Raw genomic sequence first — 23,997 nt, forward strand, 5'->3', positions numbered from 1 at the left:
GAGGGCCAGGAAGTCAAGGAGGGCGACCTGATCGTCGTCCTCGAAGCGATGAAGATGGAGCAGCCGCTGAACGCGCACCGCTCCGGCACGGTCAACGGCCTCGCGGCCGAGGTCGGCGCGTCCCTCACGTCGGGCGCAACCATCTGCGAGATCAAGGACTGAACCGTAGAAACGCGGACCACGGAGCCCCGGACAGCAGAGAAATCTGGTTCCGCGGGTACTCGGGGATCCGCCGGCTCCGGGTCAGCGTCCAAGCTCATCAGCAGCCCGCAGCGCCGCTGCGGGCGACCGGACGAACGCGGAGCGACAATGTAAGCGCCGGCTCGCCACCGAAGGGGCCGGCGCGCTGCGAAAAGATGGATCCCCTGAGCCGGCCGGACGGCAGGGCGCGATGGAAGCATGGAAAGAAGTCGACGACAACCTGCGTGATCCCTCGGGCGTCGTGCGGGCGGCGATGGCTGTGCTGGACGCCGATGGGGTGGTCATCGGGTGGAGCCCCACGGCGGAGAAGCTGCTCGGCTACCCGGCGGCGGAGGCGGTGGGGCGTGCCGCGGACGAGCTGCTCGCGGTGCGGTCGGGCGCCCTGCCGCTGCTCGAATTCTCCCGACGGCGGCGCGGCTCGATCGCCCGCAGCGACCAGGTTCAGGTGCGCCACCGCGCAGGCCATCTCCTCAAGGTGGCGATGACACTGTGCCCGCTGGCGGATGCCGCCGGTAGTGCTGCGTGGATCATGACCGCGACCGGTGCGGAGGAGCTCGGCCGCTGGGAAGCCCACCAGTCCATGCTCAAAGGGCTGGCCACCCAGTCGCCGGTCAACCTGTGCATCTTCGACACCAGCGGGAACGTGGCCTGGGCCAACGCTTCGGTGGAGCATTCGCTCGGCATGCCCCTCGCACAGATCGCCGGGAAGACCTTCGAGGAAATCCTGCTGGAGGGCCAGGTCATTTCGGAGCAGCATCCTTCCGACCTGCAAGCACTGCTGTCCCAGGTGCTGAGCCATGGCGAACCGATGCTGGACGTGCACTATCGGGGCCGATCCCGCAGGGACCCTGTGCATGACTACATCTGGTCCTGCGCCTACTTCCGGTTGCAGGACGCGGTAGGGCGCGTCCTCGGCGTTTGCGGCTACGCGGTCGACATCACCAGCCGCTACCGGGCCCAGCAGAGACTGGAGCTGCTGGTCCGCGCGGGCGGACGTATCGGTATGACACTGGACGCGAACCGGATCGCGAGGGATCTCGCGGATGTGGTGGTCCCAGGTTTCGCGGACGCCGTCACCGTCGATGTGCTGGAAAGCGTCCTCACGGGCGATGACCTCGAACCGAGGTCGGCCCGCCTCCACTCCGCCTTCCGGCGCGTGGAGCGGCGCTCCGTCGGGGACCACTGGCTCGCATCGGACGCGGCGGTCGGGGAAGCGGTCGAGGATCCGTCCATGGGTGCCGAAGCCCGCAGCCCTGCCACAGGCGAAACGGCCCGGGACGAGCTGTCCGACGACACGTCCGAGGTGACCGTAACCGCACAGGACAGGGCCGAGACGGGTGTGCACTCGCGGCTGGCGGTGCCGCTGCGCGCCCGGGATCTGACGCTCGGGGTGGTCACCTTCCTGAGAGCCGGCATTCCCGACCCCTTCGACACCGAAGAGATCGCGCTCGCCCGCGAGCTGGCCGCGCGTACCGCCCTCTGCCTGGACAACGCCCACCGCTACGCCCGTGAGCACGCGACCGCGCTCACGCTGCAGCGCAGCCTTCTGCCGAGGCACGTGCCCGACCAGCTCACCGCCGTCGAGGTCGCCCACCGCTACCTCCCTGCCAGTACCGGCCTCGGCGTGGGCGGCGACTGGTTCGACGTGATACCTCTGTCCGGGACCCGAGTCGGCCTCGTGGTCGGCGATGTGGTGGGGCACGGCCTGCGCGCCGCCGCCACCATGGGGCGCCTGCGCACGACCGTCCGTGCTCTCGCCCAGCTGGACCAGGCGCCCGACGAACTCCTCACGCGGCTCGACGCCCTGATAGGGGATCCCTCCTATGACGAGGAACCCGACGGTGAAGCGAACGTGGAAGAAGCCGTCGGGGTGACGTGCCTGTACCTCGTTTACGACCCTGTCGCCCAGCACTGCGCCATGGCCAGTGCAGGCCACCTGCCGCCCGCGATCGTCCGGGCCGACGGCGGCGGCGTCACGTTCCCGGAGCTGCCCCTCGGACCGCCTCTGGGGCTGGGGGGCCTGCCCTTCGCCACCGTGGAGTTCGACCTGCCCGAATGCAGCCTGATCGCACTCTTCACGGACGGACTGGTCGAGTCCCGGAACCGCGACGTGGACATCGGACTCGAACAGCTGGCCATGGTCCTCGCCGAACCCCGGCAGCCCTTGGAAGATCTCTGCGAGCGGGCGGTCGCCACTCTCCTGCCCGAGCCGATCAGTGACGACGCAGCATTGCTCCTGGTCCGCACCAGGGCTCTCGATGAGCAGCATGTAGCCGCTTGGACATTCGAGGCCGACCCCACCCTCGTCGCCGAAGCCCGCACCTGCGTGACGGATCAGCTCACGGCTTGGCAGTTGGAGGACCTGACCTTCACCTCCGAGCTCGTCGTCAGCGAACTCGTCACGAACGTGATCCGCTACGCCGCCGGCCCCGTCAGTGTTCGCCTCATCCGCGACCGCAATCTCATCTGCGAAGTCTCCGACACGGGGCACACCTCGCCCCACCTGCGCCGCGCCGCCAACGATGACGAAGGCGGCCGCGGCCTGTTCCTCATCGCTCAACTCACCCTGCGCTGGGGCACGCGGTACACCCCGACGGGAAAGACGATCTGGACCGAACAGTTGCTGCATCCAGCACTCCCCTGAGCTTACCCTGATGTCCAAACTTCGCCACCAATGACGAAGTTTCACTCCGGCAACTGGTCCGACCTGGCTACTATCGCTTTCATGACGAAGAGCGCGCGAAAGACCGCAGGCGACTCCGCGCCCGCCCACAGGGCGAAGAGGGGTTCGTCAGGTCGGCTTTCGACACGGCGCACGCTCGTCGAGAACGAGATCTTCGAGCAAGCGTCCAGGCTGTTCGCCGAGCGCGGCTTCTCCGGCACCCATCTCGGGGACATCGCCGAGGCCATGGGCATCACCCGTCCTGCGCTCTACTACTACGTCAAGAGCAAGGACGAACTGCTCGCCAGGCTCGTCGAACAGATCACGGAAGGACCGGCAGCGGAGATCGAGGCAGTCGCCGCGGACTCCGACACCGACCCGGCGAGCCGGCTGCGCCGGATCGCCCGCCTGATCTCCCTTCAACGCGCCGACCAGCCGAACCGGTTCCGACTGCTGCTGCGCTCGGAAGCGGATCTCCCCCCGACCGTTGCCGAGGCCCATCGGGCCGCCCAGCGAGCCACCCTGCGCCACCTCATCGAGGTGATCGACGAAGGCGTGCTCAAAGGACAGTTCCGCCCGGTCGAAACGCGAACGGCCGCACTCGCGGTGGCCGGAATGTGCAACTGGGTCGCCTGGTGGTACCACCCGGGCGGCGAGCGCGGCTCCACCGAGAAGGACGCCGCCGCGGACCAGATCGCGGAGCTGGCCGTGGCCATGGTGCAGCAGGCGAGCCCGCGGACTTGCGGAACACCAGGGCCGGGGGCCGCACTCGCACTGCTGCGCCAGGACCTCCACCGCCTGGAGCGAACGCTCGGCGACCAGGCCCGCGGCGACTCCTAGCACCCCGGACCCGCGGAGCGCGGCGGACGATCCGCCAGCCCTTCGACACCACTCGGTCGCGCGTCGCGCCGCCCCTCGATCACCGACTGAACGAGGCCCCGCCCTCCGGGCGCGGGCCGTCGACGCCGCGTTCCCTCACGATGCCGCCCAGACCTCGACACTTGACGTTCCTCAACAGGCACGTAAGATAATTGACTGTCGCGATTATGCGGCGATTCTCCCTTTCTCGCCGAGCCACCACCCCCGCCGAACGGTCACCGTCCACGACCGCGCAGGAGGCGGTCGGCACATGGAATTCGACCGCGGCGCTGTTCACCTCACTCGCCGGGGAGTTAGAGAGGCAAGTCATGGCCATGGATGTCGCTTCGGCCGATCCGGGGATACAGGACGACTCCCGGCGCGAGCTGCTACGGGTTCTCGGCGATGTCGAGCGGCGTGTGCTGTGGCTCTCGACCGCGATCGTCGATCACGCGAACCGGGTGCGACCCAATCCCTCGGGGCTGAAGGTCGGCGGCCACCAGGCGTCGAGCGCCTCGATGACCTCCATCATGACCGCCCTGTGGTTCCACGAACTCACCCGTCACGACCGGGTGTCGGTCAAGCCGCACGCCTCTCCCGTGCTGCACGCCATCAACTACCTGCTCGGCGAGCTCGACCCCGCCTACCTCACCCGGCTGCGCTCCTTCGGCGGCCTGCAGAGCTACCCCAGCCGCGCCAAGGACCCCGACCCCGTCGACTACTCGACCGGGTCGGTGGGCATCGGGGCCACCGCACCCCTGTGGGGAGCCATCGCCCGGCGCTACGTCGACGGGCGGTTCGGCGGCGCCGGCACCGGCCGGCAGTACTCCCTGCTGGGCGACGCAGAACTGGACGAGGGCGCGATCTGGGAGGCCGTTCAGGATCCCACCGTGGCCGGCCTCGGCGAGATCGTCTGGGTCGTCGACCTCAACCGGCAGTCCCTGGACCGTGTGGTGCCCGGGACCGCGGCGGAGCGGCTGCACGGTATGTTCGCCGCGGCCGGCTGGCAGGTGCTGACCCTCAAGTACGGGCAGCTCCTGGAGGAACTCTTCGCCCGGCCCGGCGGCGACGAGCTTCGCCTGCGCCTGGACACCATGGAGAATCCGGAATACCAGCGGCTGCTGCGCTGCACCCCACAGCAGCTGCGCGACCGGCTGCCCGGCACCGGCTCGGGGGCCGAACCCATCACCCGCCTCCTGGCGGGCGTCGACGACGAGACCCTGCACCGAGCGGTCCGCAACCTCGGCGGCCACGACCTCGGCGCCCTGCTGGACGCCTACGACACCATCGACGACACCCGCCCCACCGTCATCTTCGCCTACACCGTGAAGGGCCACGGCCTGCCCACCGAGGGCCATCCCCAGAACCACTCCACCCTCCTGACCGGCGAGCAGATGACGGAACTCGCCGACCTGCTCGGCGAGGACCTCGACGCCCCCTGGCGCGACTTCCCCGACGGCTCCGCGGAAGCGGCGCTGTGCGAGGCGGCAGCGGAACGGCTGCGCCGGCCACACCAAGAGACGCTGCCGCCGCCCGCGATCCCCACCGACCTCGGCCGCCCCGCCCCCGGCGGCACCGGCAACACCCAGCAGGCCCTGGGACGCGCGCTGTTGGACCTGACCCGCAAGGCACCGGACGCAGCGGGCCGGATCGTGACCGTCAGCCCCGACGTCAGTTCCTCCACCAACCTCGGCGGCTGGCTCAACAAGGTCGGGGTCTGGTCGTCCGCCGAACGCACCGACTGGTTCGCCGACGACGCCGAGACCATCCTGCACTGGCGGGAGAAGCCGACCGGCCAGCACGTCGAACTCGGCATCGCCGAGACCAACCTGGTCGGCCTGCTGGGTGAGCTGGGCGCCACCTGGAGCCGCTGGGGACAACCGCTGCTGCCCATCGGCGTGGTCTACGACCCGTTCGTCAACCGGGCCCTGGAGCCCTGGTCGTACGGCATCTACGCGGGCGGCCAGTCCATCCTGGTCGGTACCCCCTCCGGCGTCACCCTCGCCTCGGAGGGCGGCGCCCACCAGTCGATCACCACGCCGTCACTGGGCATCGAGCAACCGGGATGCGTGTCGTACGAGCCCGCGTTCGGCATCGACACGGAGTGGTGTCTGCTGGCGTCACTGTCCAACCTCGGCACGCCCGACGGCAGTTCGGCCTATCTACGGCTGTCCACCCGACCGGTCGACCAGAGCCTGGCCGCCGTGCCCGCCGACCCGGCAGCGCGCGAGCGGCGCCGCCGCCAGACGGTCGCCGGCGCCTACCCGCTACGGCGGGCGACCGGCGCCCCCGCCGTCACGATCGCCGTGATGGGCGCCATGGTCCCCGAGGGTCTGGCCGCCGCCGACCGCCTCGCCGCCCTCGGCCACATGGCCGACGTGGTCTGCGTGACCAGCCCCGACCTCCTCTTCCGCGCCCAGCGCGCCCGCCGCGGCCAGGAGGACGCCCCCACCTGGATCCTGGACCAGGTCTTCCCGGCAGACCGCGCCGCACCCCTGCTCACCCTCGTCGACGGCCACCCGCACACGCTCGCCTTCCTCGCCACGGTGAACAACGTGCCGGTGACGACGCTCGGCGTCAGCCGCTTCGGCCAGTCGGGCGCGCTGGACGACGTGTACCGCTACCACGGCATCGACGCCGACAGCGCGGTCCAAGCCGCCCTCGACCTCATCGACTGAGGCCTGTGAGGGTTCCGAGGCGCCACCGCACCGGCACCTTGCCCTGAGCGCACCGGGTCAACCGCCGGCCGAGCCCTGTCCTGCCCGACAGTCGGCCGGCGGTTCCATGTCCAAGGTTTGACGTAAACGACAAATTCTTGACGCCAGTGACAAACTGCGGTATCCATGAGGCATGACAGTTCGACGCGTTCATGTAGTTGGCGGCGGACCCGCAGGTCTGTTCGCGGCCCGGCTGCTGGCCCTTCGACACCCCGACTGGCGCGTACACCTGCACGAGAGGAACCCGCCCGAGGAGACGTTCGGCTTCGCGGTCGGCCTCACCGGCGGTCTCCTCAAGGCGCTGCAGCACGCCGACCCGGATCTGCACCAGGAGATCGTCGACACGGCGTACACGTTCTCGTCGAGCGGTTTCCGGCTGCCGCAGGGCGATGCGAGCCTCGGCCGGTTCCACAACGGCGCCATCAGTCGCGCGCAACTGCTGCGGCTCCTGCTGAAGGCGGCGGTCGGCGCGGGCGTGCGGGTGGAGAGCCACTCGTGCGACGTCGGCGACGTACCTGACGACGCCGACCTGGTGATCGCCGCCGACGGGGCCGCCAGCGCCACCCGCAACCGCTTCCCGGAGGAGTTCGGAGCCGAAGTCGTCCCGGGCCGGGGCCGGTTCATCTGGTGCGGAGCCGAGGCACCGCTCGACGGCGGGGTGTTCATCCCCGTGAAGACCGAGGACGGGCTGTTCGTCGCCCATGCCTACCCGTACGGCGAGGCACGCTCCACGTTCGTGATCGAGGCGTCCGCCGAGACCGTGAGCCGGGCCGGGTTCGGCGACCGGCAGTGGTCCGACGAGGGCGAGTCGGACGACGCGGCGCTGCGGTACCTGTCCGAGGCGTTCTCCGCGCAGCTGGGCGGTGGATCCCTCCTGGGCAACCGCTCGCGATGGGGTTGGTTCAACACCGTGCGGTGCGCCCGCTGGCACCACGGCAAGGTCGTACTGCTCGGAGACGCCGCGGCGACCGCGCACCCTTCGCTGGGCTCCGGCACGAAGATCGCGATGGAGAGCGCGATAGCGCTGGCCGCGGCGCTGGACGGCCCGCAGGACGAGCCGGTGGAAGCAGCCCTGGATCGTTTCGAGGAGTCCCGGCGCCCCGAGGTCGCACGACTGCAGGAGCGCGCTCAGCGCAGTCAGCTGTGGTGGGAGTCGTTCGAGGTGCGGCAGCACCTCAGCCCGGCCCGGATGGCCGTGGCCTACCTCAGTCGGGCGGGCGCCGTGTCGCTGGACGACCTGCTGGTCTCGGACCCCAGGATCGCGACTCGGGCCCTGGCGGAGTTCGCCGGCGTCGAGCCCGCCGAGGTGCCCGGCTCGGGACTCACGGACTGGGTCCTCAGCCGGCCCCTTCAGACGCCGGATCACCGGTACCCCCGTCGGCTCCACACTCCCGGGCGAACCACCGCGACCGTCGAGGCGGACTGCGGCGACGCCTGGGGGCCGGCGGGCGCCAAGCTTGTGGAGCAGGCGCAGGAGTTCCTGCACCGAGGCGCCGAGGTCATCCGCCTGACCGGCGAGGATTCCCGTAGCGCCGTGCTCGACCGCCTGGCCGTGGGAGAGCGGATCAGAACCGAGCTCCCCGTCCTCGTGGATGTCGCCGTCGGCTCACCGCATCTGCATCACGCCGTCGACGGAGTGGTCGCGGGGCGCACGGACCTGGTCCACCTGACGGACGAGTCATGACCACGGATCCATGGAAAACGGATCCACGGAAGACGGATCCACGGAAGAACGGCTGCGCACCGCTCCTGCGCCGACGGTTCCGGGTGGCGGTGGGCGATACGGACGCGGCCCGGGTGATCTACTTCGCCGCACCCACCCGTTGGGCCGAGCGTATGTCGAGCGAGTGGCTGGCGGACGTGGGTTTCCCGACGTCGAAGATGCTGGCCGCCGGGTTCGGCCTTCCGGCCGTGCACTGCGAACTCAGCTACCACAGCCCGCTCCGGCTGGACGACGAACTGGACGCCACCCTGTGGCTGGACAGGCTCTCGACGCGCTCGCTGACGTTCCGCAGCGACTTCGCACGCGTCGGCGCCCCGAAGCCGGCGGTGCACATGCGTCTCACCCAGGTGTACGTGCGGACGTCGGGGGCGGCACCGGAGAGCCTCCCGCTGCCCGAAGGGCTGGTCGCGCGCCTGGAGGAGCACAGTGCCGGATCGTCGCCCACTCCGGATATTGACACGCTAGTCGAAAATTCATCATGATAGACAATCTGAACCCGAAGGGAGGCGCCATGCTTCTCCAGAAGGCCGCCACCGGCAAAGGTGAGGCCAACGTGGTCGGGACCCTGGGGGCGAACCACACCGCCTTCGCGTGCTGGGACCCGGTCGAAACCGTGCGGTTCTACGGGGAGCTCCTCGGATTCCCCCTCGTCCAAGCCGTTCCGGCCCTCGGTTGGGGCAAGGACGACAACCCCGACATGGTCCACTTCTTCTTCGACATCGGTAACGGGGACACCCTCGCCTTCTTCTACTACTTCGGCTGGCCGCGCCCGGAGCCGGTCCACCAGGTGCTGCGGCAGGCCAACCACATCGCCGTCGAAGTGCCCGACGAGGCGAGCCTGTTGGCCTACCGCGACAAGCTCACGGCCGCCGGATACAAGGTCATGACGGTGGAACACGAGACCATCGAGTCGATCTACGTGGACGACCCGAACGGGATCTTCTTCGAATTCACCCGTCCGCTGCGGGAGCTGACCCGGCTCGACGCCGACGACGCACGGCGGACCCTCGCCGGGCTGGCCACGGCGCTGGAGGCGGGCGGCACCTCCATCCAGGACGTCTGGCGGGCGAAGGCCCAGGCCAACTCCCCGATCGGCGGTCCCGCGATCCACGTGGTCGACCAGCCCGAGTGGAGCGGCGCGGTGGACTTCGCCCGCCGGTCCGGCCTCCTGGTCGAACCGCGCGACGGCTACGTCGTCATCCACAGCGCGGGCCCGTTCGAGATCGACCGCAAGGCGTCCGGGCTGCACCTGGCCGTGTGGTTCACCCTGCCCGCCGGCGGCCTGGAAGGCCGGATCACGCGATTCGATCGCAACGTACTGAGGGTCGAGGCATGACAGCACACACGACGACCGACACGGCGGCCACCCGGGTCCCCTCGGGCCGCGGCAAGGCGACCCTGGCCTCGGACTGGCATCCGGCGCCCCTGCCGGACAAGACCACCATCAGCCTGCACACCCTGATCTCGTACGACGGAGAGGTGTCCCGAGGCACCCTCTACGAGCCCGGCACGGCGAGCCGCACGGTGTTCTGCCTCATGCATCCGCGGCAGGATCTGCAGCGTCACCCGCTGATTCCCGGGCTGCTGGGCGCGGGACACTCGGTCTGGGCGCAGGCCGGCCGCGAGGTGGGCAACGACCTGCGGCTGATCCATGAGACCGCGCTGCTGGACGTCGCCGCCGGAATGGAGTTCCTGCGCGGCCGCGGCTTCGAGCACATCGTGCTGATCGGCCATTCCGGAGGCGCCGGCCTCTACTCGTTCTACGCCGAGCAGGCGCTGACCGCGCCCTCGGACCGGATCACCAGGACGCCGGGCGGTGCGCCGGTCAAGCTGGGTGAGGCACCGATGCCGACGCCGGACGGGCTCGTGCTGGTCGCGCCGCACCCCGGCCAGGGCCGGCTGCTCCTGTCCATGATCGACGCCTCGGTCACGCACGAGGACGACCCGTTCTCCGTCGACGCCGACCTCGACCCGTACCACCCGGCGAACGGCTTCGGCGAGGCTCCCGAGGGCTCGCACTTCCCGGCCGAGTTCCTCGACCGCTACCGCGCGGCACAGCGGGCCCGTGTCGCGCGGATCGACGAGCGGGCACGCGAACTCATCGCCGACCAACTCGCGGCCCGCAAGCGGTTCAAGACCGGTTCGGGCGACGTGGCGGACCGGCGGCGCAGTGTCCTGACACCGGTCATCACCGCGTACCGGTCGGACGCCGATCCCCGGTGCACCGACCTCGGTCTGGACCCCTCCGACCGGCCCTACGGTTCGGTGATCAGCGCCCGGCCCTCGGTGTCCAACTACGGCGTCACCGGCTTCGGGCGCCTCACCACCCCGGAGGCATGGCTGTCGACCTGGTCCGGCATCTCGTCGAACGCGTCGCTGTCCCGCTCCCTGAGCGGGGTCACGATCCCCACCCTGGTCATCGAGTACACGGGCGACTGCTCGGTGTTCCCCGGCGACGTCCAGGACGCCCTGGCCTCGCTGAAGGCGGAAGACGCCACCCATCTGCGTATCCGGGCCGATCACTTCGGCAGACCACTCACCGAGGGCGAGGAGTCCGGGGTCGCGGCAACCGTACGCGAACTGGTTCCCTGGACAGAGGAGCGCACGAGCCGATGAAGACCGCATCCGAGTCAGCGCCGACTTCGGAACCCGATGTCCGCGATGTTCCCGACATCGTCCCCTACCCCGAAGAGGCGGTACGCCGCTACCGTGCCGCCGGCTTCTGGTCCGACCGCACGGTGGCGCAGGAGTTCCGCGCGGTGGCGGACGAGTACCCCGACCGTCCCGCGGTTCTCACCCCCGACGCCCGTCTCACCTACGCCGAACTGGACCGGCGCACCGACCGGATCGCGGTCGGGCTGCGTGCCCTCGGGCTGCAGCCCGGCGACCGGGTGCTGCTGCAGGCGACCAACAACCTCTGGACCGTCCTGGCCTGGTACGGGCTGCTCAAGGCCGGGCTGATCCCGGTGGCCACGTTGGCCCAGCACCGCCGGCACGAGATCGTCGAGATCGCCCGCCAGGCCGAACCCGTGGCACACCTCATCGAGCCCGGTTTCCGCAGCCACGACCTGGTCGCCCTCGCCGCGGAAGTGGCCCAGGAACAGCCCTCGCTACGGTGGCTGTTCACCATCGGCGCGGCGTCCCCGCCTCCGGGTGCCGTCGCCCTGGAGACGCTGGAGGCGGCGGGCCGCCTGGATGATCCTGCCCTCGCCCGCGCCGTCGTGGAGGAGATCCAGAAGGCCATCCCCGCCGATTCCCTGGCCGTACTCCAGCTCTCGGGCGGAACCACGAGCATTCCCAAGCTGATCCCCCGGCTGCACGCCGAGTACTGGTACAACTCGCGGGCCTACGCCGAGGCCATCGACATGGACTCCACCGGCTGCTTCGCCCATCTCCTGCCGCTGGTGCACAACGCCGGCATCGTCTGCGGGCTGCACTCCGCGCACTCCGTGGGGGGCTGCTTCGCGCTGGCCTCCCCGGAGCCGGACCAGCTGAGGGCGATCGCCGGCCACATCACGCACACGATGATGTCGCCGCCGCTGACGAGCATGGTGACGAACGAGCCCGGGCTGCTGGAGTCGATGGACGCGCTGCGCGTGTTCATCTGGGTGCTCGGCCCGCTGCCGGCCGACATCGTGGCGGCCTTCGAGACCCCCTCGCGACGGATCATCCAGATGTTCGGGATGGGCGAGGGACTCTGCATGGTCACGCCCACCTCGTCGCCCCCCGAGTTCAGGCACCGCACGGTGGGAACGCCGATCTGCCCGCTCGACGAGGTCCGCGTGTACGCACCCGGCACCGAGGACCCCGTACCACCGGGCACACAGGGCGAGTTGTGCACCCGTGGCCCGTACACCATCCGGGGCTATTTCCGGGCACCGGATCGCAACGCCGAGGCCTTCACCTCCGACGGCTTCTACCGCAGCGGGGACATCGTCGTCGAAGTCCCGGAGAACGGGCGGAGCTTCTACCGGTTCGAGGACCGCATCAAGGACCTGATCAACAGGGGCGGTGAGAAGGTCAACGCCGCGGAGATCGAGAACCTGCTCGTCCGCCATCCGGCCGTGGCACGTGCTGCCGTGGTGGCCATGCCCGACGAACGTCTCGGGGAACGCTGTTGCGCGTTCATCGTCCCCGAGCCCGGAGCGCAGGCCCCCCGACTCGACGAGGTCCAGCGTTTCCTGGACGAGATCGGGGTCGCCAAGTTCAAGTGGCCCGAGCGGATCGAGGCGTGCGAGGAACTCCCCCTGACCAACGTCTCCAAGATCGACAAGCGCGCTCTCAGGGTCAGGATCACGGACCTTCTCGCCGCCGAACACCCGTAGTGACGCACGCGCCGCAAGCTCCCGCAGGGCAGCGGCCCTGACGACTCCTCAGCTGCCCTGCGGGTCCATCTCCTGCGCCTCCCCTGCCGAGGCGGAACACGATCGAAGGAGTGTCATGCCGGTGGATGCGGAAGCCGAAGACGCCACCGAGGCTTCACAGAGCGGGGTGGGCGACGGTGCGTTGACGGGTGTACGCGTGCTGGAGATCGGCTCCATCGTCGCGGGTCCCTTCGCGGGCAGGCTGCTGGCGGACCACGGCGCCGACGTCATCAAGATCGAGGCACCCGGCCGCCCGGATCCCCTGCGGGACTGGGGCCAGCACGCCTACCGCGGGCACCGGCTGTGGTGGACCGTGCACGCACGCAACAAAAGGTGCATCACCCTCGACCTGCGCTCGGAGCGCGGACAGACCCTGTTCCTGGACCTCGTGCGCAAGGCCGACGTCGTGATCGAGAACTTCCGTCCGGGCACGCTGGAGAAGTGGAACCTCGGCTACGACCGCCTGAGCGCGGCCAACCGCGGCCTCGTGCTGGCCCGGGTGTCGGGGTTCGGACAGACGGGCCCCTACCGCCACCGTCCCGGATACGCCTCGGTGGCCGAGGCCATGGGCGGGCTACGGGCGATCAACGGGTTCCCCGGCCAGGCCCCGCCCCGGATGGCGGTGTCCCTCGGGGACTCGCTCGCCGGGATGTTCGCCGTGCAGGGCGTGCTCGCCGCCCTGCACCACCGGCATCGGACGGGGTACGGACAGGTGGTCGACGTGGCCCTGACCGAGTCGTCGCTGGCCCTGCTGGAGTCCGTGATCCCGGAGTACGACCGGCTCGGCAAGGTCCGGCAGCCCTCGGGGACACGGCTGGACGGCATCGCCCCCTCGAACCTCTTCCGCACCAAGGACGAGAAGTGGGTGATCGTGGCGGCCAACCAGGACACGGTCTTCGGACGGCTGTGCACCGTGATGGAACGCCCCGAGCTGGCCGGCGACCCGCGCTTCGCCACTCATGTGGCCCGCGGGGAGCACCAGGAACTGATCGAGTCCATCGTCGCCGACTGGGTGTCCGAGCGGACGGCCGACGAGGTGTTCTCCCGGCTGGAGGAGGCGGACGTCGTCGCGGGCCCGGTGTACACCGCTGCGGACATCGTCGCCGACCCCCAGTTCCGGGCCCGGGACATGCTGGTCCCCCATCACGACCAACGCCTCGGTGAGGACGTCCTCGGCCCCGGCGTCGTACCTGTGCTGTCCGAAACGCCCGGCACCGTGCGCTGGGCGGGACCGCCGGAACCGGGATGGCACAACGAAGAGGTCTACGGCCAGCTCCTCTCGCTCGGACCGGACGAGATCGCCGAGCTGCGCCATCAGGGGATCGTGTGACACACCGCGGCGCCCTACGGACACGAGTGCACGAGTGTGAAGGAACCGAACTCCATGAGGACGACACTGTCTCTGCCGCCCCGTATCAACCTGCGGGAGGTCGGCCCCCGCGACGGTCTGCAGATCGAGCGCCCGATAGCCACCGCCAGGAAGCTGGAACTGCTGGAACTGCTGGTACGCAGCGGGCTCAAGCGCATCGAGGCCACCGCGTTCGTCTCTCCCCGCGCCGTACCCGCGATGGCCGACGCCCGCGAGGTCGCCGCCGCTCTGCACCAGTGGCCGGACGTCCAGTGGTCCGCGCTGGTGGCGAGTGAAGGCGGTGCCCACCGTGCGCTGGAAGCGGGCGTCCGCAACCTCGAGTACGTCGTGTCCGCCGCGGACGGCCACAGCCTCGCCAACGTCAAGCGCACCACCGCCGAGGCGCTCGCCGGGGTCGGCAGGATCGCCGATCTGGTGCACGAGGCGGGCGGCACCTGCGAAGTCATCGTCGCCACCGCCTGGGACTGCCCGTTCGACGGCCCGACACCGGCCGACCGCGTCCTGCACATCGCGCGGGAAGCGGTGTCGCAGGGGGCCGACGCCCTGTGCCTGGGCGACACCATCGGGACCGCCACACCACTCCGGGTGGTCCAACTGCTGGGCGCCGTACGGGACAACGCCCCTCGTCTCCCCGTCGGCCTGCACATGCACAACACGCGCGGCGCAGGCCTCGCGGGCATCCTGGCGGCGATGCAGATCGGCGTCGTCGACATCGACGCGTCCATCGGCGGACTGGGCGGCTGCCCGTTCGCGCCAGGGGCCAGTGGCAATGTGCCCACGGAGGAACTCGTCTATCTCTGCGAGGACATGGGCGTGGCCACCGGGTGCGACCTGAACTCCCTTGTCGAAGCCGCAGGTCTGGCCCAGGAGGCCGTCGGCCGGGCCCTGCCCAGCGGCGTACTCAAGGCGGGCGGAAGATCGGGAAGCCCGGCGCGGAGTCACTCCAGGGCAAGCTGGACGTAGAAGGTCTCGGACCCTTGATCGGGGCGAGGGACGCAAGCGGCCCAGAGCCGTCAGCCACATGTGCCGTGCTCGCGGCCGAGACCGTCCGTGATCGCGTCGCCGATGAGCATCGGTGGAGAGCCGAGCCGGTCGCCGTCGAACCCGAGCCCGGGAACCTGCCTGCGGTGGAGCGTCCGCCGTCGCGGTCATTACCCGCTCGTCCTGCGGGAGGCCTGTCGGTTCGTTGTTGAAGCCGATCCCGGCACCGAATTCCGCCAGGTGCGCGCCGAGGATCTCCGTGGTTCGCCACCGGGGCAGCATCCATCTCCCGCCGTAGGGGGCCGGTCGGGCGTGGGATCGTGGCGTTCCATGATGTGGCAGGTGTCGAGTGGGGTGCCGCCGGGCCGGCGCATGAACAGCGGATAGGGGCCGCCCGCGGCGTGCACGGCGTCGAGGACGCGTCAGTCCGCGAAGGTCTCCCGGGCGCGGGGCTGGAGGCCCGCGCCGCGGGCACCCTGGGATCCGTGTTCCCCCGCTCCGCGATCCGGCGGTCAGCACCGCGCCGTGCCAGGTCGCAGGCGAGTTCCTTCTTCGAGGTCGCTGCATCTGGTTGGCGAGGCGGCGTCCCGGGTGCTCCTCGCCCCGGCTCGGGCCGAGGGCCGAGGCCCGCGCGCCGGGCCGCCGTTCGCGTGTGTGCGTTGCCCCTGTTCGCGGGCCGTCAGGCGGTCGGGGCGATGTTCTTGTTGAAGCGGAGCAGGTTGTCCGGGTCCCAGGTGGCCTTGACCGCCTGCAGCCGCCGGTACTTGGCCTCGCTGCCGTGAACTCCGCGGCGCCACTCCTCGCCCCGGTCGTCGGTGAGGTTGGTGTAGCCGGCGGCGAGTGTGTGGGGCCGCATCGCCTCGGTGATGTGCTTCGCCGACTGTTCGTACTGCGTGTCGTGCTCAGGGGCGTCCCACATGCTGACGGCCTCCCACAGCCAGGCGGCTCCCTCACGGGAGAAGGCCATGGCGTCCTCGGCAACGTCCTCCGAGATCGCGCCGCCCATGCACCACAGGTTGATGACGGTGGCGGCGCCGAGGTTCGACGGCGCGGTGGCGGCATGGCGCAGCAGGGTGTCGATGACGTCGGCGGACAGGACCGGAAGGTAGCCGCCGCGCAGGTTCATGCGCTTGCCGTAGGGGGCTACGGCGTCCAGCATGCTGTTCGCCTGCGGCCACAGCGTCTTCGTGACCAGGTTGGCCGCCGGCAGACCCAGGGCGGCGAGCGACTCGACGACCTCATCCGCTGTGGCCACATCCCCGGTGAAGACGGGCACAAGGACGAGCACCGGCTTGCCGTGCGCGTCCGGCGGCAGCATCGGCAGGGCGGGGGCGGGAGCTATCGCCGCCAGCAGGCCCAGCTCGCGGGGCGCGGCGGCCATATGCGCGGGAAGTTTGGCAAGCACGTCGGCGGCCTGGTCGAACGGGAAGATCAGCTGTCCGGCGACGACGTCGGGGCCGAGCGGGTGTGCGCGGTACTCGAAGGCGGTGACGACCCCGAAGTTGCCGCCTCCGCCGCGCAGTGCCCAGAACAGCTCGGGGTTCTCGGCCTCGTCGGCGCGTACCTTACGGCCGTCGACGGTGATCATCTCGCAGGCGAGCAGGTTGTCGACGGTCGCGCCGAAGCGGCGCATCAGGTGGCCGATACCGCCGCCCAGCGTCAGTCCGGCGACGCCGGTGCTGCTGACCGTACCGGCGGGCACGGCGAGCCCGTACTCCTGCGCGGCAGCGTCCAACTCGCCCAGGAGGACGCCCGGCTGGGCCCGTACCACCTGGGCGTCGGGGTCGACGTCGATCGCCTTCATCGCCGAGAGGTCGACGACCAGCGCGCCTCCTGGCATCGCGTACCCGTCCGAGCCGTGCCCGCCGCCCCGCACGGCCACCGGGATGCCGTGGGCAAAGGCGTGCCGCAGGACGGCCGCGACGTCGTCCTCGTCGGCGCACTGCGCGATCAGCGCCGGGCCGTCGTCGGCGGCGCGGCCCTGGTACAGGGCTCGCGCGGTGTCGTACCGGTCGTCGCCGGGTTGCAGCACGGCGCCACGGAAGTCGGCAGGGAAGTCGGCGAAGGGATCTGCAGAAACGGTCATGGCAGGGGCCTCCTCAGGGGTCACGCGGTTAACCGGAAATTCAATTTCCGGTTAGCTTGCAGGCTAACATCGGAGACATATGAGCCCGTCCACGCCCCCTGCCGACCGCCCGCTGCGCGCGGACGCCCGCCACAACGTCGAGCAGATCCTCCAGGTCGCCCAGGACGTGTTCGCCGACCTCGGATACCAGGCATCGATCGCCGAGGTCGCCCGGCGCTCCGGCCTGGGCATGGGCACCGTCTACCGGCACTTCCCGAACAAGACCGCCCTGGTGGAACGCATCGCGATCAAGGTGATGCAGGAGAGCCTGGACGAGGTGCGGCACGCCCTGGCCGAGGAACCGGCCACGTGGACCGCCTTCACCCGGGTGGTGCGCCACATGGTGCGCCTGCGCAGCAGCCAACTGTTCCCCGTGTCCCGGGGGCGCGCCAGGGAACCGGGCCCCGAACTGGCCGGCATCCGCACACAACTCTTGACCGCCCTGGAGACCCTGGTGGCTCGGACCCAGCGCGCGGGAGCCTTGCGTGACGACGTGACCGCCTACGACGTCGTACTGATGCTCAACTCGATTCCGCCACGCCTGGCCGACGCGGGGGACGACAGCCCCACGGCAGACCTGGCCGACCGCTATGTCGGCGTGTTCCTCGACGGGCTGCGCGCCCCCGGCGCCGAAACGCTGTCTCAACCGGCTCCTGGGCACCGGGAGATCGACCAGTTCTTTCGGACCGTGCACGGCCTGTGACAAACTCCCCCACCATGCCGGCATGGTGGGGGCGCAGGTCGTAGGGCTTTGTTCCGAGACGCGTTGGGCCTCGAGACCGATTCCAGCCCCGCCGGCCGGAAATAGCGTCAACCGCATGAGCGATGAAGTGCAGAAGCCCCCCGGCTACCGCGCGGTGGACGTCGTCCGCGGCTACGCAGACCGCGACACCATCGCGGTAGAGGACGCGCTGGCCGGTCTGGACGCAGTCGCCTGGATGGAGATGTACGCAGTCTTGAGCGGCCTGCTGCGCGCCACCGTCAGCATCATCGAAGTGACCGGCCGGCGGTGGACGGCCGGTCAGCTGGTCGAACATGCCGACCAGGTCGCCGCTACGGCCCCGCCCCACCATGAGTTCGCGATTGCCGAGGCAGCGCGGGCGTGGGTCCGCGGGGACCAGTCGGCACTGAGCGCGCTACCGGGAGGGGACCCCCTCAGGGCTGTGCACGTGACGGCCGCATTCGTTGCCGCTCTGGGGCTGGCGCTGTGGGGAAGGGCCGGATTCCTCGGTGTTCTCACAGCGTACGACGACACCGTCACCGCAATCGTGAACGGTCTGCCGTCCTGTCTCTGACCACTCGAACTGCCGCGCCCGATATTTAAGACTCTCGCCGGCTTCGTCGTCGATGCCACTTGCCTGCGAAGCCGGCGAGAACCCTTTGTCTGGCCGTTCGCCGACGTCAGGAAGCCTTGAGGGCTGCTTCCTGCCCTTGCTGGTCGCGTCCTCGATGGCCATGGCCTTGGACACGTCGGCAAGGGGTATCAGCTCGGCCATGGCCGGGTTGGAGTGGGCCAGCGTGAGCGCAGGAACGATGAAGTCGACCTTCACGCCCAACATCTCGGTGAGGACCGCCTCCAGGTAGTTCTGGACGTATTCGAAGGCTTCACGGGGGGGGCGGGGGCATATGAACCGCCGCGGCTCGCCACGATGTACACCGAGGTGCCCTTGACCGCGGACGCCTCGACGAGAGCTGTACGGCCTACGAGGATCACATGGTCGATCCACGCCTTCAGCGTGGAGGGAATCGTGAAGTTGTACATCGGGGCACCGATGAGCACGACGTCCGCGCTGTCCGGTTCCTCGACCAGTTTGAGCTGCTCGGTGAACGCCGCCGCCTGCTCCGGGGTGTGGTCGGCGGGCTCGGTGAAGGCCGCGGAGGCTGCAACCGTGTCCAGGTGCGGCACCGGGTCGGCGTTGAGCTCCCGGTAGATCACTGTGCCGTTGAGGTTCCCCAGTCGGTGTCTGGGTGGACCGGCTGCGGCGCAGACCAATCATGCTGGCCTCCGCCGCAGTCTCCCTCTTACTGTTCGCCGGCGTCCCGGTCGCCGCATGGTCCGGCCGGCTGAGTATCGGACTACTGCTGGCCGTCGCACTGCTGACGGGCACGCGGCGTTCTTCCAAACCGCCTACAGCGCCTGTCTCCCCAGCATTCTGGAACCCGCTGACCAGCCCGATGGCAACGCCAAACTGCACGGCAGCGCGCCCGCCGCGCAGATTGCCGGGCTCGGGTCCGACGGCCTGATCGCATAGTTGACGGGTGCGGTGAACGGGATGTTCGCCAACGCCGCGCCATTCCTCGTCTCCCTCCTGCCTCGCATGCATCCGGCATCGCGAGCCACGCGTCACCAGAACCGACCATCGCCCCAATTCACTGGTCGGTGAAGTCCGAGAAGGTCTGCGGCTGATCGCCGTCGACCCCTGGTTTCGCACGCTTGCACTCTTCGAGGCCGCCTCCAACCTGGCCCTTCTTGGGATACCAGTCAATCCAGGTGGTCTTCCTGGTCCGGAGCGTCGGCCTGACCCCAGGGACCGTCGGCGCACTCATCGCAGCCAGGACGCCGCCCGCATCCACTCTCAGGAGACATTCACCATGCACGCATACGACGTCACAGTGACCACCGGCGCCTCACCGGAAATCGTCTGGAAGCTGCTGGTCCATGCCGCAAGCTGGCCGCTGTGGTCCAAGGTGGACAGTCTGGACACGACACGGTCGGTCAGCCTCGACCCCGGCGGTGACGACGGCGTGGGGGCCGTCCGGGCTTTCCGAACGGGACGCATCGTGACCGGGGAGCGGCTGACCGAGAAGGTCGAGCAACGCCTCTTGGCATACGAGGGCGCGTTCAATTCGTCGATGCACAATTATCACGCGCGCATCGAGCTGAAGCCGGCAGCGGGCTCAGGCACGGTCATCCACTGGTACGGCGAGTACGAAACGAGCTGGCTGTTGCGCTGGGTCATGCCGCGCTACCTCCAGAAGTTCATGCAGGGCATGGCGGAAGGGCTGGCCCGCTACGCCGAGAAGCCCGAGCCGGCTCAGTGAGGCATCCGCCGCAGCGCGACTTCAGCCGGGGCTCACCCAAGCATCGCGGCGAATTGCCCACGAGTCTCGTGCACGGCCTGGACCGGGGTCAGGCAGCACGCCGGTGCGCACTCCGGATCAACGCCGACTCACTCGGCGGCGATCCCCATCACCTCCGCCGGTACCGACAGTGCAGGAGATGTCGACCGGCTTGCCGTCGTCGCCGACACGTTGACGTACTCGCCGCGGGCACTCCCCTGCCGCATCTCGTGCCCGAGCGTGTCCAGGACCCGCCCGTCCTCGGACGTCGCCGTGAACTCCAGCTGCCCAGAAGGGGCGACCATGAGCGACCGGTCCCGGCCGATCCGCCGGTACAGCAGCACGTCCCAGAAGTAGCCGCGATGCGCGAACCTTCTGGATCTGCTCGTGCCGCCCTGCGAACCCGCCGAGGCCCTCCCCCGCCTTGGTGACCGCCCTTATGCCACCGGCCTGCGCCAACTCGGTCCGTACCAGGGCGCGCACGGCGGCGTTCGAGGCCCTGGCTTTGCCAGTGACAACCGGGTTCTGGCACAGATCTTGGGGAGCCATCGCGGAGCGTGACATCATTGTTCGATTGCGAGGGTCTGGCTCGTACGAGACGGCGTACGCCTTGTTGTACGACGACCGGAAGTGACGCTCCCTCAGGTGCATTCCGTTCGCTGCTGTGGTCGACGGTGGGCGGTGATGGTGCTGGGCATGCAGACCGACGCGCTGTTCTGGGACTCGCTGGTGTTCGAGGGGATCGACAAGCTGGAGGTCGAGGCGGTCACGGCCGCGTTCGGCACGGTCGAGGTGGTGGCGAGAGGTCGGGCGGCCGCAGCGGCCTGTCCGGACTGCGGCCACTTCTCGGGCCGGGTCCACGATCGTTACCAGCGTCGGCTGAAGGACCTTCCGCTCGCTGATCAGGACTTTGTGATCCGGCTGACGGTCAGGCGTTTCATCTGCGGGTCGGCGGACTGCCAGCGCCGGACGTTCGCCGAGCCGTTCTCCCGGCTGACTGTCCCGCACGCCCGGTTCACCACGCGGCTCAACCGAACCCTTGAACGGGTGGGGCTCGCCCTGGCGGGGCGGGCCGGCGCTCGGCTGGCGGCCCAGCTCGGCTTCAGCGCGGGGACGGATGACCTTGTTACGCAGGGTCATGGCACTGCCCGATCCGCAGTTCAGTACTCCACGGGTGCTGGGCGTGGACGACTTCGCGATCCGTCGCGGCCAGACCTACTCCACTGTCTTGACCAGCGTCGAAGACCATCGTGTGGTCGACGTGCTCCCGACCCGCGAGGGCGGACCGCTGGCCGCCTGGCTAATCCGCCACCCCGGCGTGGAGATCATCTGCCGGGACCGAGCCGGCGCCTACGCCGAGGGCGCCCGCCGCGGTGCCCCCGATGCCCTGCAGGTCGCTGACCGTTCCATCTATGGCAGGGCCTCGGACGGGCCGTGGAGACCTGCGTCGCCGCCCATCGTGACTGCCTGCGCAACCCGATGCCCAGCGGCACGCTGTCGCAGGACACCCCACCGGCTTCCGACCGGCCGCAGAATGGCGCGGAGCCGGTCGGCCGGCGAGCTGAGCGGAAGAAGGCCGCACACGCCCTGGTCCACAAGATGCTCGCCCAGGGTCACTCACGTCGGGCGATCGCCCGGCACCTGGGCTGGGGCCTCAACACCGTCCTCCGGTACGCGAACGCCGCACGCTGGCAGGACACCATCCGCGACAACCGGCCCCGGCCCAGCAGACTCGACCCCTACAAGCCCTACCTGGAACGGCGCTTCAGCGAGGGATGCACCAGCGTCACCCACCTCCACGGTGAACTCCGCGCCGACAACGCGCCCGTCAGCTACCAGATGGTTCGCGCCCACATCGCCACCCTGCGCACGGCTCCGGCCGGGGCGCCGCTCCGGCCGCCGACAGTGCGGCAGGTGACCGGCTGGCTCACCCGGCACCCCACCGCGCTGAGCGAGGACGACCGCGCCAGCCTGAAAGAGGTCCTGGCCCGCTGCCCCGAGCTGGACACAGCCGCCGGACATGTCCGGGACTTCGGGGAGATACTCACCGACCGCCTCGGCTCCACACTCCCCACCTGGATCGACGCAGTCGACGCCAGCCAGCTACCTGGCCTCACTGGCTTTGCACTCCACATGCTCCGGGACCTCGACGCGGTAACAGCCGGCCTCACCCTCGACTGGAGCTCCGGCAGCATCGAGGGCGCCGTTAACCGCATCAAGAAGATTAAGACCGTGTCCTATGTGGTGAGGCGGACGAGTCGCTTGTAGCAGCAGATGGCGGCGGCGAGGCCAAGAAAGGCCAGGTAGTTGCGGGGATTGCGTTCGTAGCGGGGGCTGAGTCGGCGGTAGCCGGACAGCCACGACATGGTGCGTTCGATCACCCAGCGGCGGCGGCCCAATCGTTCGCTGGACTCGATGCCTTTGCGGGCGATCCGGACTCCGATGCGTTTGCCGCGTAACCATTTCCGCAGGTCGGCGCGGTCGTAGGCTTTGTCGGCGTGGAGGCGCTGGGGCTTGAAGTGGCGGCCGCGGTGGGGGTCGTGTCTCGTTTGGTGACCGGCGATCATGGGCTTGAGCCCTTCGCTGTCGTGGGTGTTGCCGGCCGAGATGCCGACGAGAAGGGGCAGTCCGTTCGCGTCCGACAGGATGGGCATCTTGGAGCCCGGCTTGCCGCGGTCCACGGGGCTCGGACCTGTGTGTTGGCCCCCTTTTTAGCCCTGACGTGGGCGGTGTCGAGGACGACGCGGGTGACGTCGATGAGGCCTGCGTCGTCGAGGCGGTGCAGCACGGCTTCGTGGAGGCGGCCCCAGACGCCGGCTCTCGACCACACCAGGAACCGGCGGTGGGCGGTCGACTTCGATATACCGAAGCAGGGCGGCAGTTGGCGCCAGGCGCAACCGCTGACCAGGACGTAGACGATGGCTGCGAACAGCGTCTCATCAGGGGTGTCCTGCGTTCCGCCGCCCTGCGGCCGCACTCTCGAGGGTGGGATCAGCGGCTTCGCGATCTCCCACAGCCCGTCCGGAACAATCCAACTCCATGTACCCCGCCCCATACCGAAACCAACGTCCGCCTCACCACATAGGACACGGTCTAAGAGGCAGCTCTACGGTCGAGCCGGATTTGAACTACTCCGCAAAATGATCTTGCTCCACTAGTTCCTCGCGCAAATGTGGCTCTGCTGCTGGTCGGCACCTTCGACGTCAGAGCTCGGTCGTCCAGACCCGACAGGGTGTGCACTCGGTGTCAGACAGTTCAGGCTGCGACTCTCACCTCTTCGGGTAAAAGTACGCTGCCCTCATGACGCTCTACTTCGACGCGGCGGCGGTGCTGTTCCAGGTGTACCCGAGCTGTAACGGTCGCTGGGAGGACCGTCTGTGGCTCAATGTCCCGGGGCCGGTGTACGGCGCTGAGACGGATAACTGCGCGACAGGTCGACTCGAAGCTTCGCGTCACATCCACTACGGCGGTCAGTACTTCACTGAGTATGTATACCGCCAGCCGCGCACACCGGACGAGGTGAGGGACGTACTCAGTGCCATAGAGGCGGACCCCATGGACGGCTATGCCTGGGACGGAGACCAGCGGTGGACACCGGAGTTGATCCGGGAGTGGTGGCGGGACCGGGAGCGGATCCTGGAGTACCTGAGAGACCAGGCGCACGAGTGGGAGCGGTACGACCGGTGGATCCCGAACCAACGAGCGGTGGAGGGTGCCCTGGATTTTGCGGCCTACATTGCTGGCGGCACCGACGCCGGATGCCTGGAGACGGACCTGCAGATCTATCTCTACTGGCTACAGGAACGCCGATCTCCCACCCCGGCCGACCGACTGCCCGAGCTCTAGGCGCTGTTTCTCGGATCATGTGCGGAGCCAGGTCATGAGGGCCGCGAGGGTGACGGTTCCGAGGTAGATGTAGGCGCGTTTCTCGTAGCGC

The 23,997-nt window shown here is 69.4% G+C and carries 19 protein-coding genes and 4 pseudogenes; 19 read left to right on the top strand and 4 right to left on the bottom strand.

Translation table 11 applies throughout. The features are described from left to right. The 11 genes from ACWCPF_RS43860 to ACWCPF_RS43910 all read left to right on the top strand — a co-directional run. A partial coding sequence (locus tag ACWCPF_RS43860) for an acetyl-CoA carboxylase biotin carboxyl carrier protein subunit (RefSeq protein ID WP_451050771.1) occupies window positions 1-162 on the top strand: 162 nt, incomplete at its 5' end. Between the two features lie 229 nt (window positions 163-391). Further along, window positions 392-2,845 (top strand): SpoIIE family protein phosphatase, encoded by a 2,454-nt coding sequence (locus ACWCPF_RS43865; RefSeq protein WP_451050753.1) that lies wholly within the window; start codon window positions 392-394, stop codon window positions 2,843-2,845. Between the two features lie 81 nt (window positions 2,846-2,926). After that, window positions 2,927-3,703, top strand: coding sequence for a TetR family transcriptional regulator (locus ACWCPF_RS43870; RefSeq protein ID WP_451050754.1), 777 nt, complete (start codon window positions 2,927-2,929; stop codon window positions 3,701-3,703). A 347-nt stretch (window positions 3,704-4,050) separates the two neighbouring features. Continuing rightward, window positions 4,051-6,399: a transketolase-like TK C-terminal-containing protein gene (locus ACWCPF_RS43875; RefSeq protein WP_451050755.1), complete on the top strand. Its 2,349-nt coding sequence runs from the start codon at window positions 4,051-4,053 to the stop codon at window positions 6,397-6,399. A gap of 172 nt (window positions 6,400-6,571) precedes the next feature. Then, window positions 6,572-8,122 (top strand): FAD-dependent monooxygenase, encoded by a 1,551-nt coding sequence (locus ACWCPF_RS43880; protein ID WP_451050756.1) that lies wholly within the window; start codon window positions 6,572-6,574, stop codon window positions 8,120-8,122. Then, window positions 8,119-8,643, top strand: a complete 525-nt coding sequence (locus ACWCPF_RS43885; RefSeq protein WP_451050757.1) for an acyl-CoA thioesterase — start codon at window positions 8,119-8,121, stop codon at window positions 8,641-8,643. Before ACWCPF_RS43880 ends, ACWCPF_RS43885 begins: the two co-directional genes overlap by 4 nt. A 29-nt stretch (window positions 8,644-8,672) precedes the next feature. Further along, window positions 8,673-9,497: a VOC family protein gene (locus tag ACWCPF_RS43890; RefSeq protein ID WP_451050758.1), complete on the top strand. Its 825-nt coding sequence runs from the start codon at window positions 8,673-8,675 to the stop codon at window positions 9,495-9,497. Next, entirely contained in the window at window positions 9,494-10,777 is a 1,284-nt protein-coding gene (locus ACWCPF_RS43895) for a hypothetical protein (protein ID WP_451050759.1), read from the top strand. Before ACWCPF_RS43890 ends, ACWCPF_RS43895 begins: the two co-directional genes overlap by 4 nt. Continuing rightward, window positions 10,774-12,486, top strand: coding sequence for a (2,3-dihydroxybenzoyl)adenylate synthase (locus tag ACWCPF_RS43900; RefSeq protein ID WP_451050760.1), 1,713 nt, complete (start codon window positions 10,774-10,776; stop codon window positions 12,484-12,486). Before ACWCPF_RS43895 ends, ACWCPF_RS43900 begins: the two co-directional genes overlap by 4 nt. A 115-nt stretch (window positions 12,487-12,601) precedes the next feature. Then, window positions 12,602-13,855 (top strand): CaiB/BaiF CoA transferase family protein, encoded by a 1,254-nt coding sequence (locus ACWCPF_RS43905; RefSeq protein WP_451050761.1) that lies wholly within the window; start codon window positions 12,602-12,604, stop codon window positions 13,853-13,855. 54 nt (window positions 13,856-13,909) lie between these two features. Beyond that, complete coding sequence (locus tag ACWCPF_RS43910; protein WP_451050762.1) at window positions 13,910-14,857, top strand: hydroxymethylglutaryl-CoA lyase; 948 nt, start codon at window positions 13,910-13,912, stop codon at window positions 14,855-14,857. A gap of 697 nt (window positions 14,858-15,554) precedes the next feature. Here the strand turns inward: ACWCPF_RS43910 and ACWCPF_RS43915 are convergent. After that, window positions 15,555-16,961, bottom strand: coding sequence for an FAD-binding oxidoreductase (locus tag ACWCPF_RS43915; RefSeq protein WP_451050763.1), 1,407 nt, complete (start codon window positions 16,959-16,961; stop codon window positions 15,555-15,557). A gap of 79 nt (window positions 16,962-17,040) precedes the next feature. On the opposite strand from ACWCPF_RS43915, the gene ACWCPF_RS43920 reads away from it, so the two are divergent. Both ACWCPF_RS43920 and ACWCPF_RS43925 read left to right on the top strand, forming a co-directional pair. Further along, a complete protein-coding gene (locus ACWCPF_RS43920; RefSeq protein WP_451050764.1) occupies window positions 17,041-17,703 on the top strand; it encodes a TetR/AcrR family transcriptional regulator in 663 nt (220 codons plus the stop codon). Window positions 17,704-17,818: 115 nt separating this feature from the next. Further along, on the top strand, window positions 17,819-18,295 hold the full coding sequence (locus ACWCPF_RS43925) for a hypothetical protein (RefSeq protein ID WP_451050765.1): 477 nt from the start codon (window positions 17,819-17,821) through the stop codon (window positions 18,293-18,295). A 111-nt stretch (window positions 18,296-18,406) separates the two neighbouring features. On the opposite strand, the pseudogene ACWCPF_RS43930 reads toward ACWCPF_RS43925, so the two are convergent. Next, a pseudogene (locus ACWCPF_RS43930) lies at window positions 18,407-18,993 on the bottom strand (FMN-dependent NADH-azoreductase); the annotation flags it as partial. Between ACWCPF_RS43930 and ACWCPF_RS43935 the strand changes: the two are divergent. Together ACWCPF_RS43935 and ACWCPF_RS43940 are read left to right on the top strand one after the other, a co-directional pair. Then, window positions 18,948-19,554: pseudogene (locus ACWCPF_RS43935) on the top strand (MFS transporter); the annotation flags it as partial. The pseudogenes ACWCPF_RS43930 and ACWCPF_RS43935 overlap by 46 nt on opposite strands. A 38-nt stretch (window positions 19,555-19,592) precedes the next feature. Continuing rightward, the gene (locus tag ACWCPF_RS43940) at window positions 19,593-20,042 is read left to right on the top strand and encodes an SRPBCC family protein (protein ID WP_451050766.1); all 450 of its coding nucleotides are present in this window, start codon (window positions 19,593-19,595) and stop codon (window positions 20,040-20,042) included. 128 nt (window positions 20,043-20,170) lie between these two features. On the opposite strand, the gene ACWCPF_RS43945 is transcribed toward ACWCPF_RS43940, so the two are convergent. Further along, window positions 20,171-20,404: a hypothetical protein gene (locus ACWCPF_RS43945; protein ID WP_451050767.1), complete on the bottom strand. Its 234-nt coding sequence runs from the start codon at window positions 20,402-20,404 to the stop codon at window positions 20,171-20,173. 352 nt (window positions 20,405-20,756) lie between these two features. Here ACWCPF_RS43945 and ACWCPF_RS43950 point away from each other — a divergent pair. The 3 genes and pseudogenes from ACWCPF_RS43950 to ACWCPF_RS43960 form a co-directional block, all read left to right on the top strand. Further along, window positions 20,757-20,945, top strand: a pseudogene (locus tag ACWCPF_RS43950) (ISL3 family transposase); the annotation flags it as partial. 253 nt (window positions 20,946-21,198) lie between these two features. Then, window positions 21,199-21,405: pseudogene (locus ACWCPF_RS43955) on the top strand (transposase); the annotation flags it as partial. Between the two features lie 89 nt (window positions 21,406-21,494). Then, window positions 21,495-22,328, top strand: a complete 834-nt coding sequence (locus tag ACWCPF_RS43960; RefSeq protein ID WP_451050768.1) for a transposase — start codon at window positions 21,495-21,497, stop codon at window positions 22,326-22,328. Here ACWCPF_RS43960 and ACWCPF_RS43965 read toward each other — a convergent pair. Continuing rightward, window positions 22,298-23,115, bottom strand: a protein-coding gene (locus ACWCPF_RS43965; protein ID WP_451050769.1) for an IS5 family transposase whose coding sequence is annotated in 2 segments (ribosomal slippage) — window positions 22,298-22,773 and window positions 22,773-23,115 — 819 coding nt in all. Because the reading frame shifts where the segments join, the coding sequence is not laid out codon by codon here. The genes ACWCPF_RS43960 and ACWCPF_RS43965 overlap by 31 nt on opposite strands. Window positions 23,116-23,360: 245 nt before the next feature. On the opposite strand from ACWCPF_RS43965, the gene ACWCPF_RS43970 reads away from it, so the two are divergent. After that, window positions 23,361-23,906, top strand: coding sequence for a ferredoxin (locus ACWCPF_RS43970; protein ID WP_451050770.1), 546 nt, complete (start codon window positions 23,361-23,363; stop codon window positions 23,904-23,906). The last annotated feature ends 91 nt before the right edge of the window (window positions 23,907-23,997 follow it).

Source organism: Streptomyces sp. NPDC001858, from assembly GCF_053594615.1.

Excerpts from the sequence above, each read along its gene's own strand:
- ACWCPF_RS43895 (WP_451050759.1), top strand. The coding sequence starts at position 9,494 with ATGACAGCACACACGACGACCGACACGGCGGCCACCCGGGTCCCCTCG.
- ACWCPF_RS43865 (WP_451050753.1), top strand. The coding sequence starts at position 392 with ATGGAAGCATGGAAAGAAGTCGACGACAACCTGCGTGATCCCTCGGGC.
- ACWCPF_RS43885 (WP_451050757.1), top strand. The coding sequence starts at position 8,119 with ATGACCACGGATCCATGGAAAACGGATCCACGGAAGACGGATCCACGG.
- ACWCPF_RS43905 (WP_451050761.1), top strand. The coding sequence starts at position 12,602 with ATGCCGGTGGATGCGGAAGCCGAAGACGCCACCGAGGCTTCACAGAGC.
- ACWCPF_RS43880 (WP_451050756.1), top strand. The coding sequence starts at position 6,572 with ATGACAGTTCGACGCGTTCATGTAGTTGGCGGCGGACCCGCAGGTCTG.
- ACWCPF_RS43900 (WP_451050760.1), top strand. The coding sequence starts at position 10,774 with ATGAAGACCGCATCCGAGTCAGCGCCGACTTCGGAACCCGATGTCCGC.
- ACWCPF_RS43920 (WP_451050764.1), top strand. The coding sequence starts at position 17,041 with ATGAGCCCGTCCACGCCCCCTGCCGACCGCCCGCTGCGCGCGGACGCC.
- ACWCPF_RS43915 (WP_451050763.1), bottom strand. The coding sequence starts at position 16,961 with ATGACCGTTTCTGCAGATCCCTTCGCCGACTTCCCTGCCGACTTCCGT.
- ACWCPF_RS43910 (WP_451050762.1), top strand. The coding sequence starts at position 13,910 with ATGAGGACGACACTGTCTCTGCCGCCCCGTATCAACCTGCGGGAGGTC.
- ACWCPF_RS43870 (WP_451050754.1), top strand. The coding sequence starts at position 2,927 with ATGACGAAGAGCGCGCGAAAGACCGCAGGCGACTCCGCGCCCGCCCAC.
- ACWCPF_RS43925 (WP_451050765.1), top strand. The coding sequence starts at position 17,819 with ATGAGCGATGAAGTGCAGAAGCCCCCCGGCTACCGCGCGGTGGACGTC.
- ACWCPF_RS43970 (WP_451050770.1), top strand. The coding sequence starts at position 23,361 with ATGACGCTCTACTTCGACGCGGCGGCGGTGCTGTTCCAGGTGTACCCG.
- ACWCPF_RS43875 (WP_451050755.1), top strand. The coding sequence starts at position 4,051 with ATGGCCATGGATGTCGCTTCGGCCGATCCGGGGATACAGGACGACTCC.
- ACWCPF_RS43940 (WP_451050766.1), top strand. The coding sequence starts at position 19,593 with ATGCACGCATACGACGTCACAGTGACCACCGGCGCCTCACCGGAAATC.
- ACWCPF_RS43890 (WP_451050758.1), top strand. The coding sequence starts at position 8,673 with ATGCTTCTCCAGAAGGCCGCCACCGGCAAAGGTGAGGCCAACGTGGTC.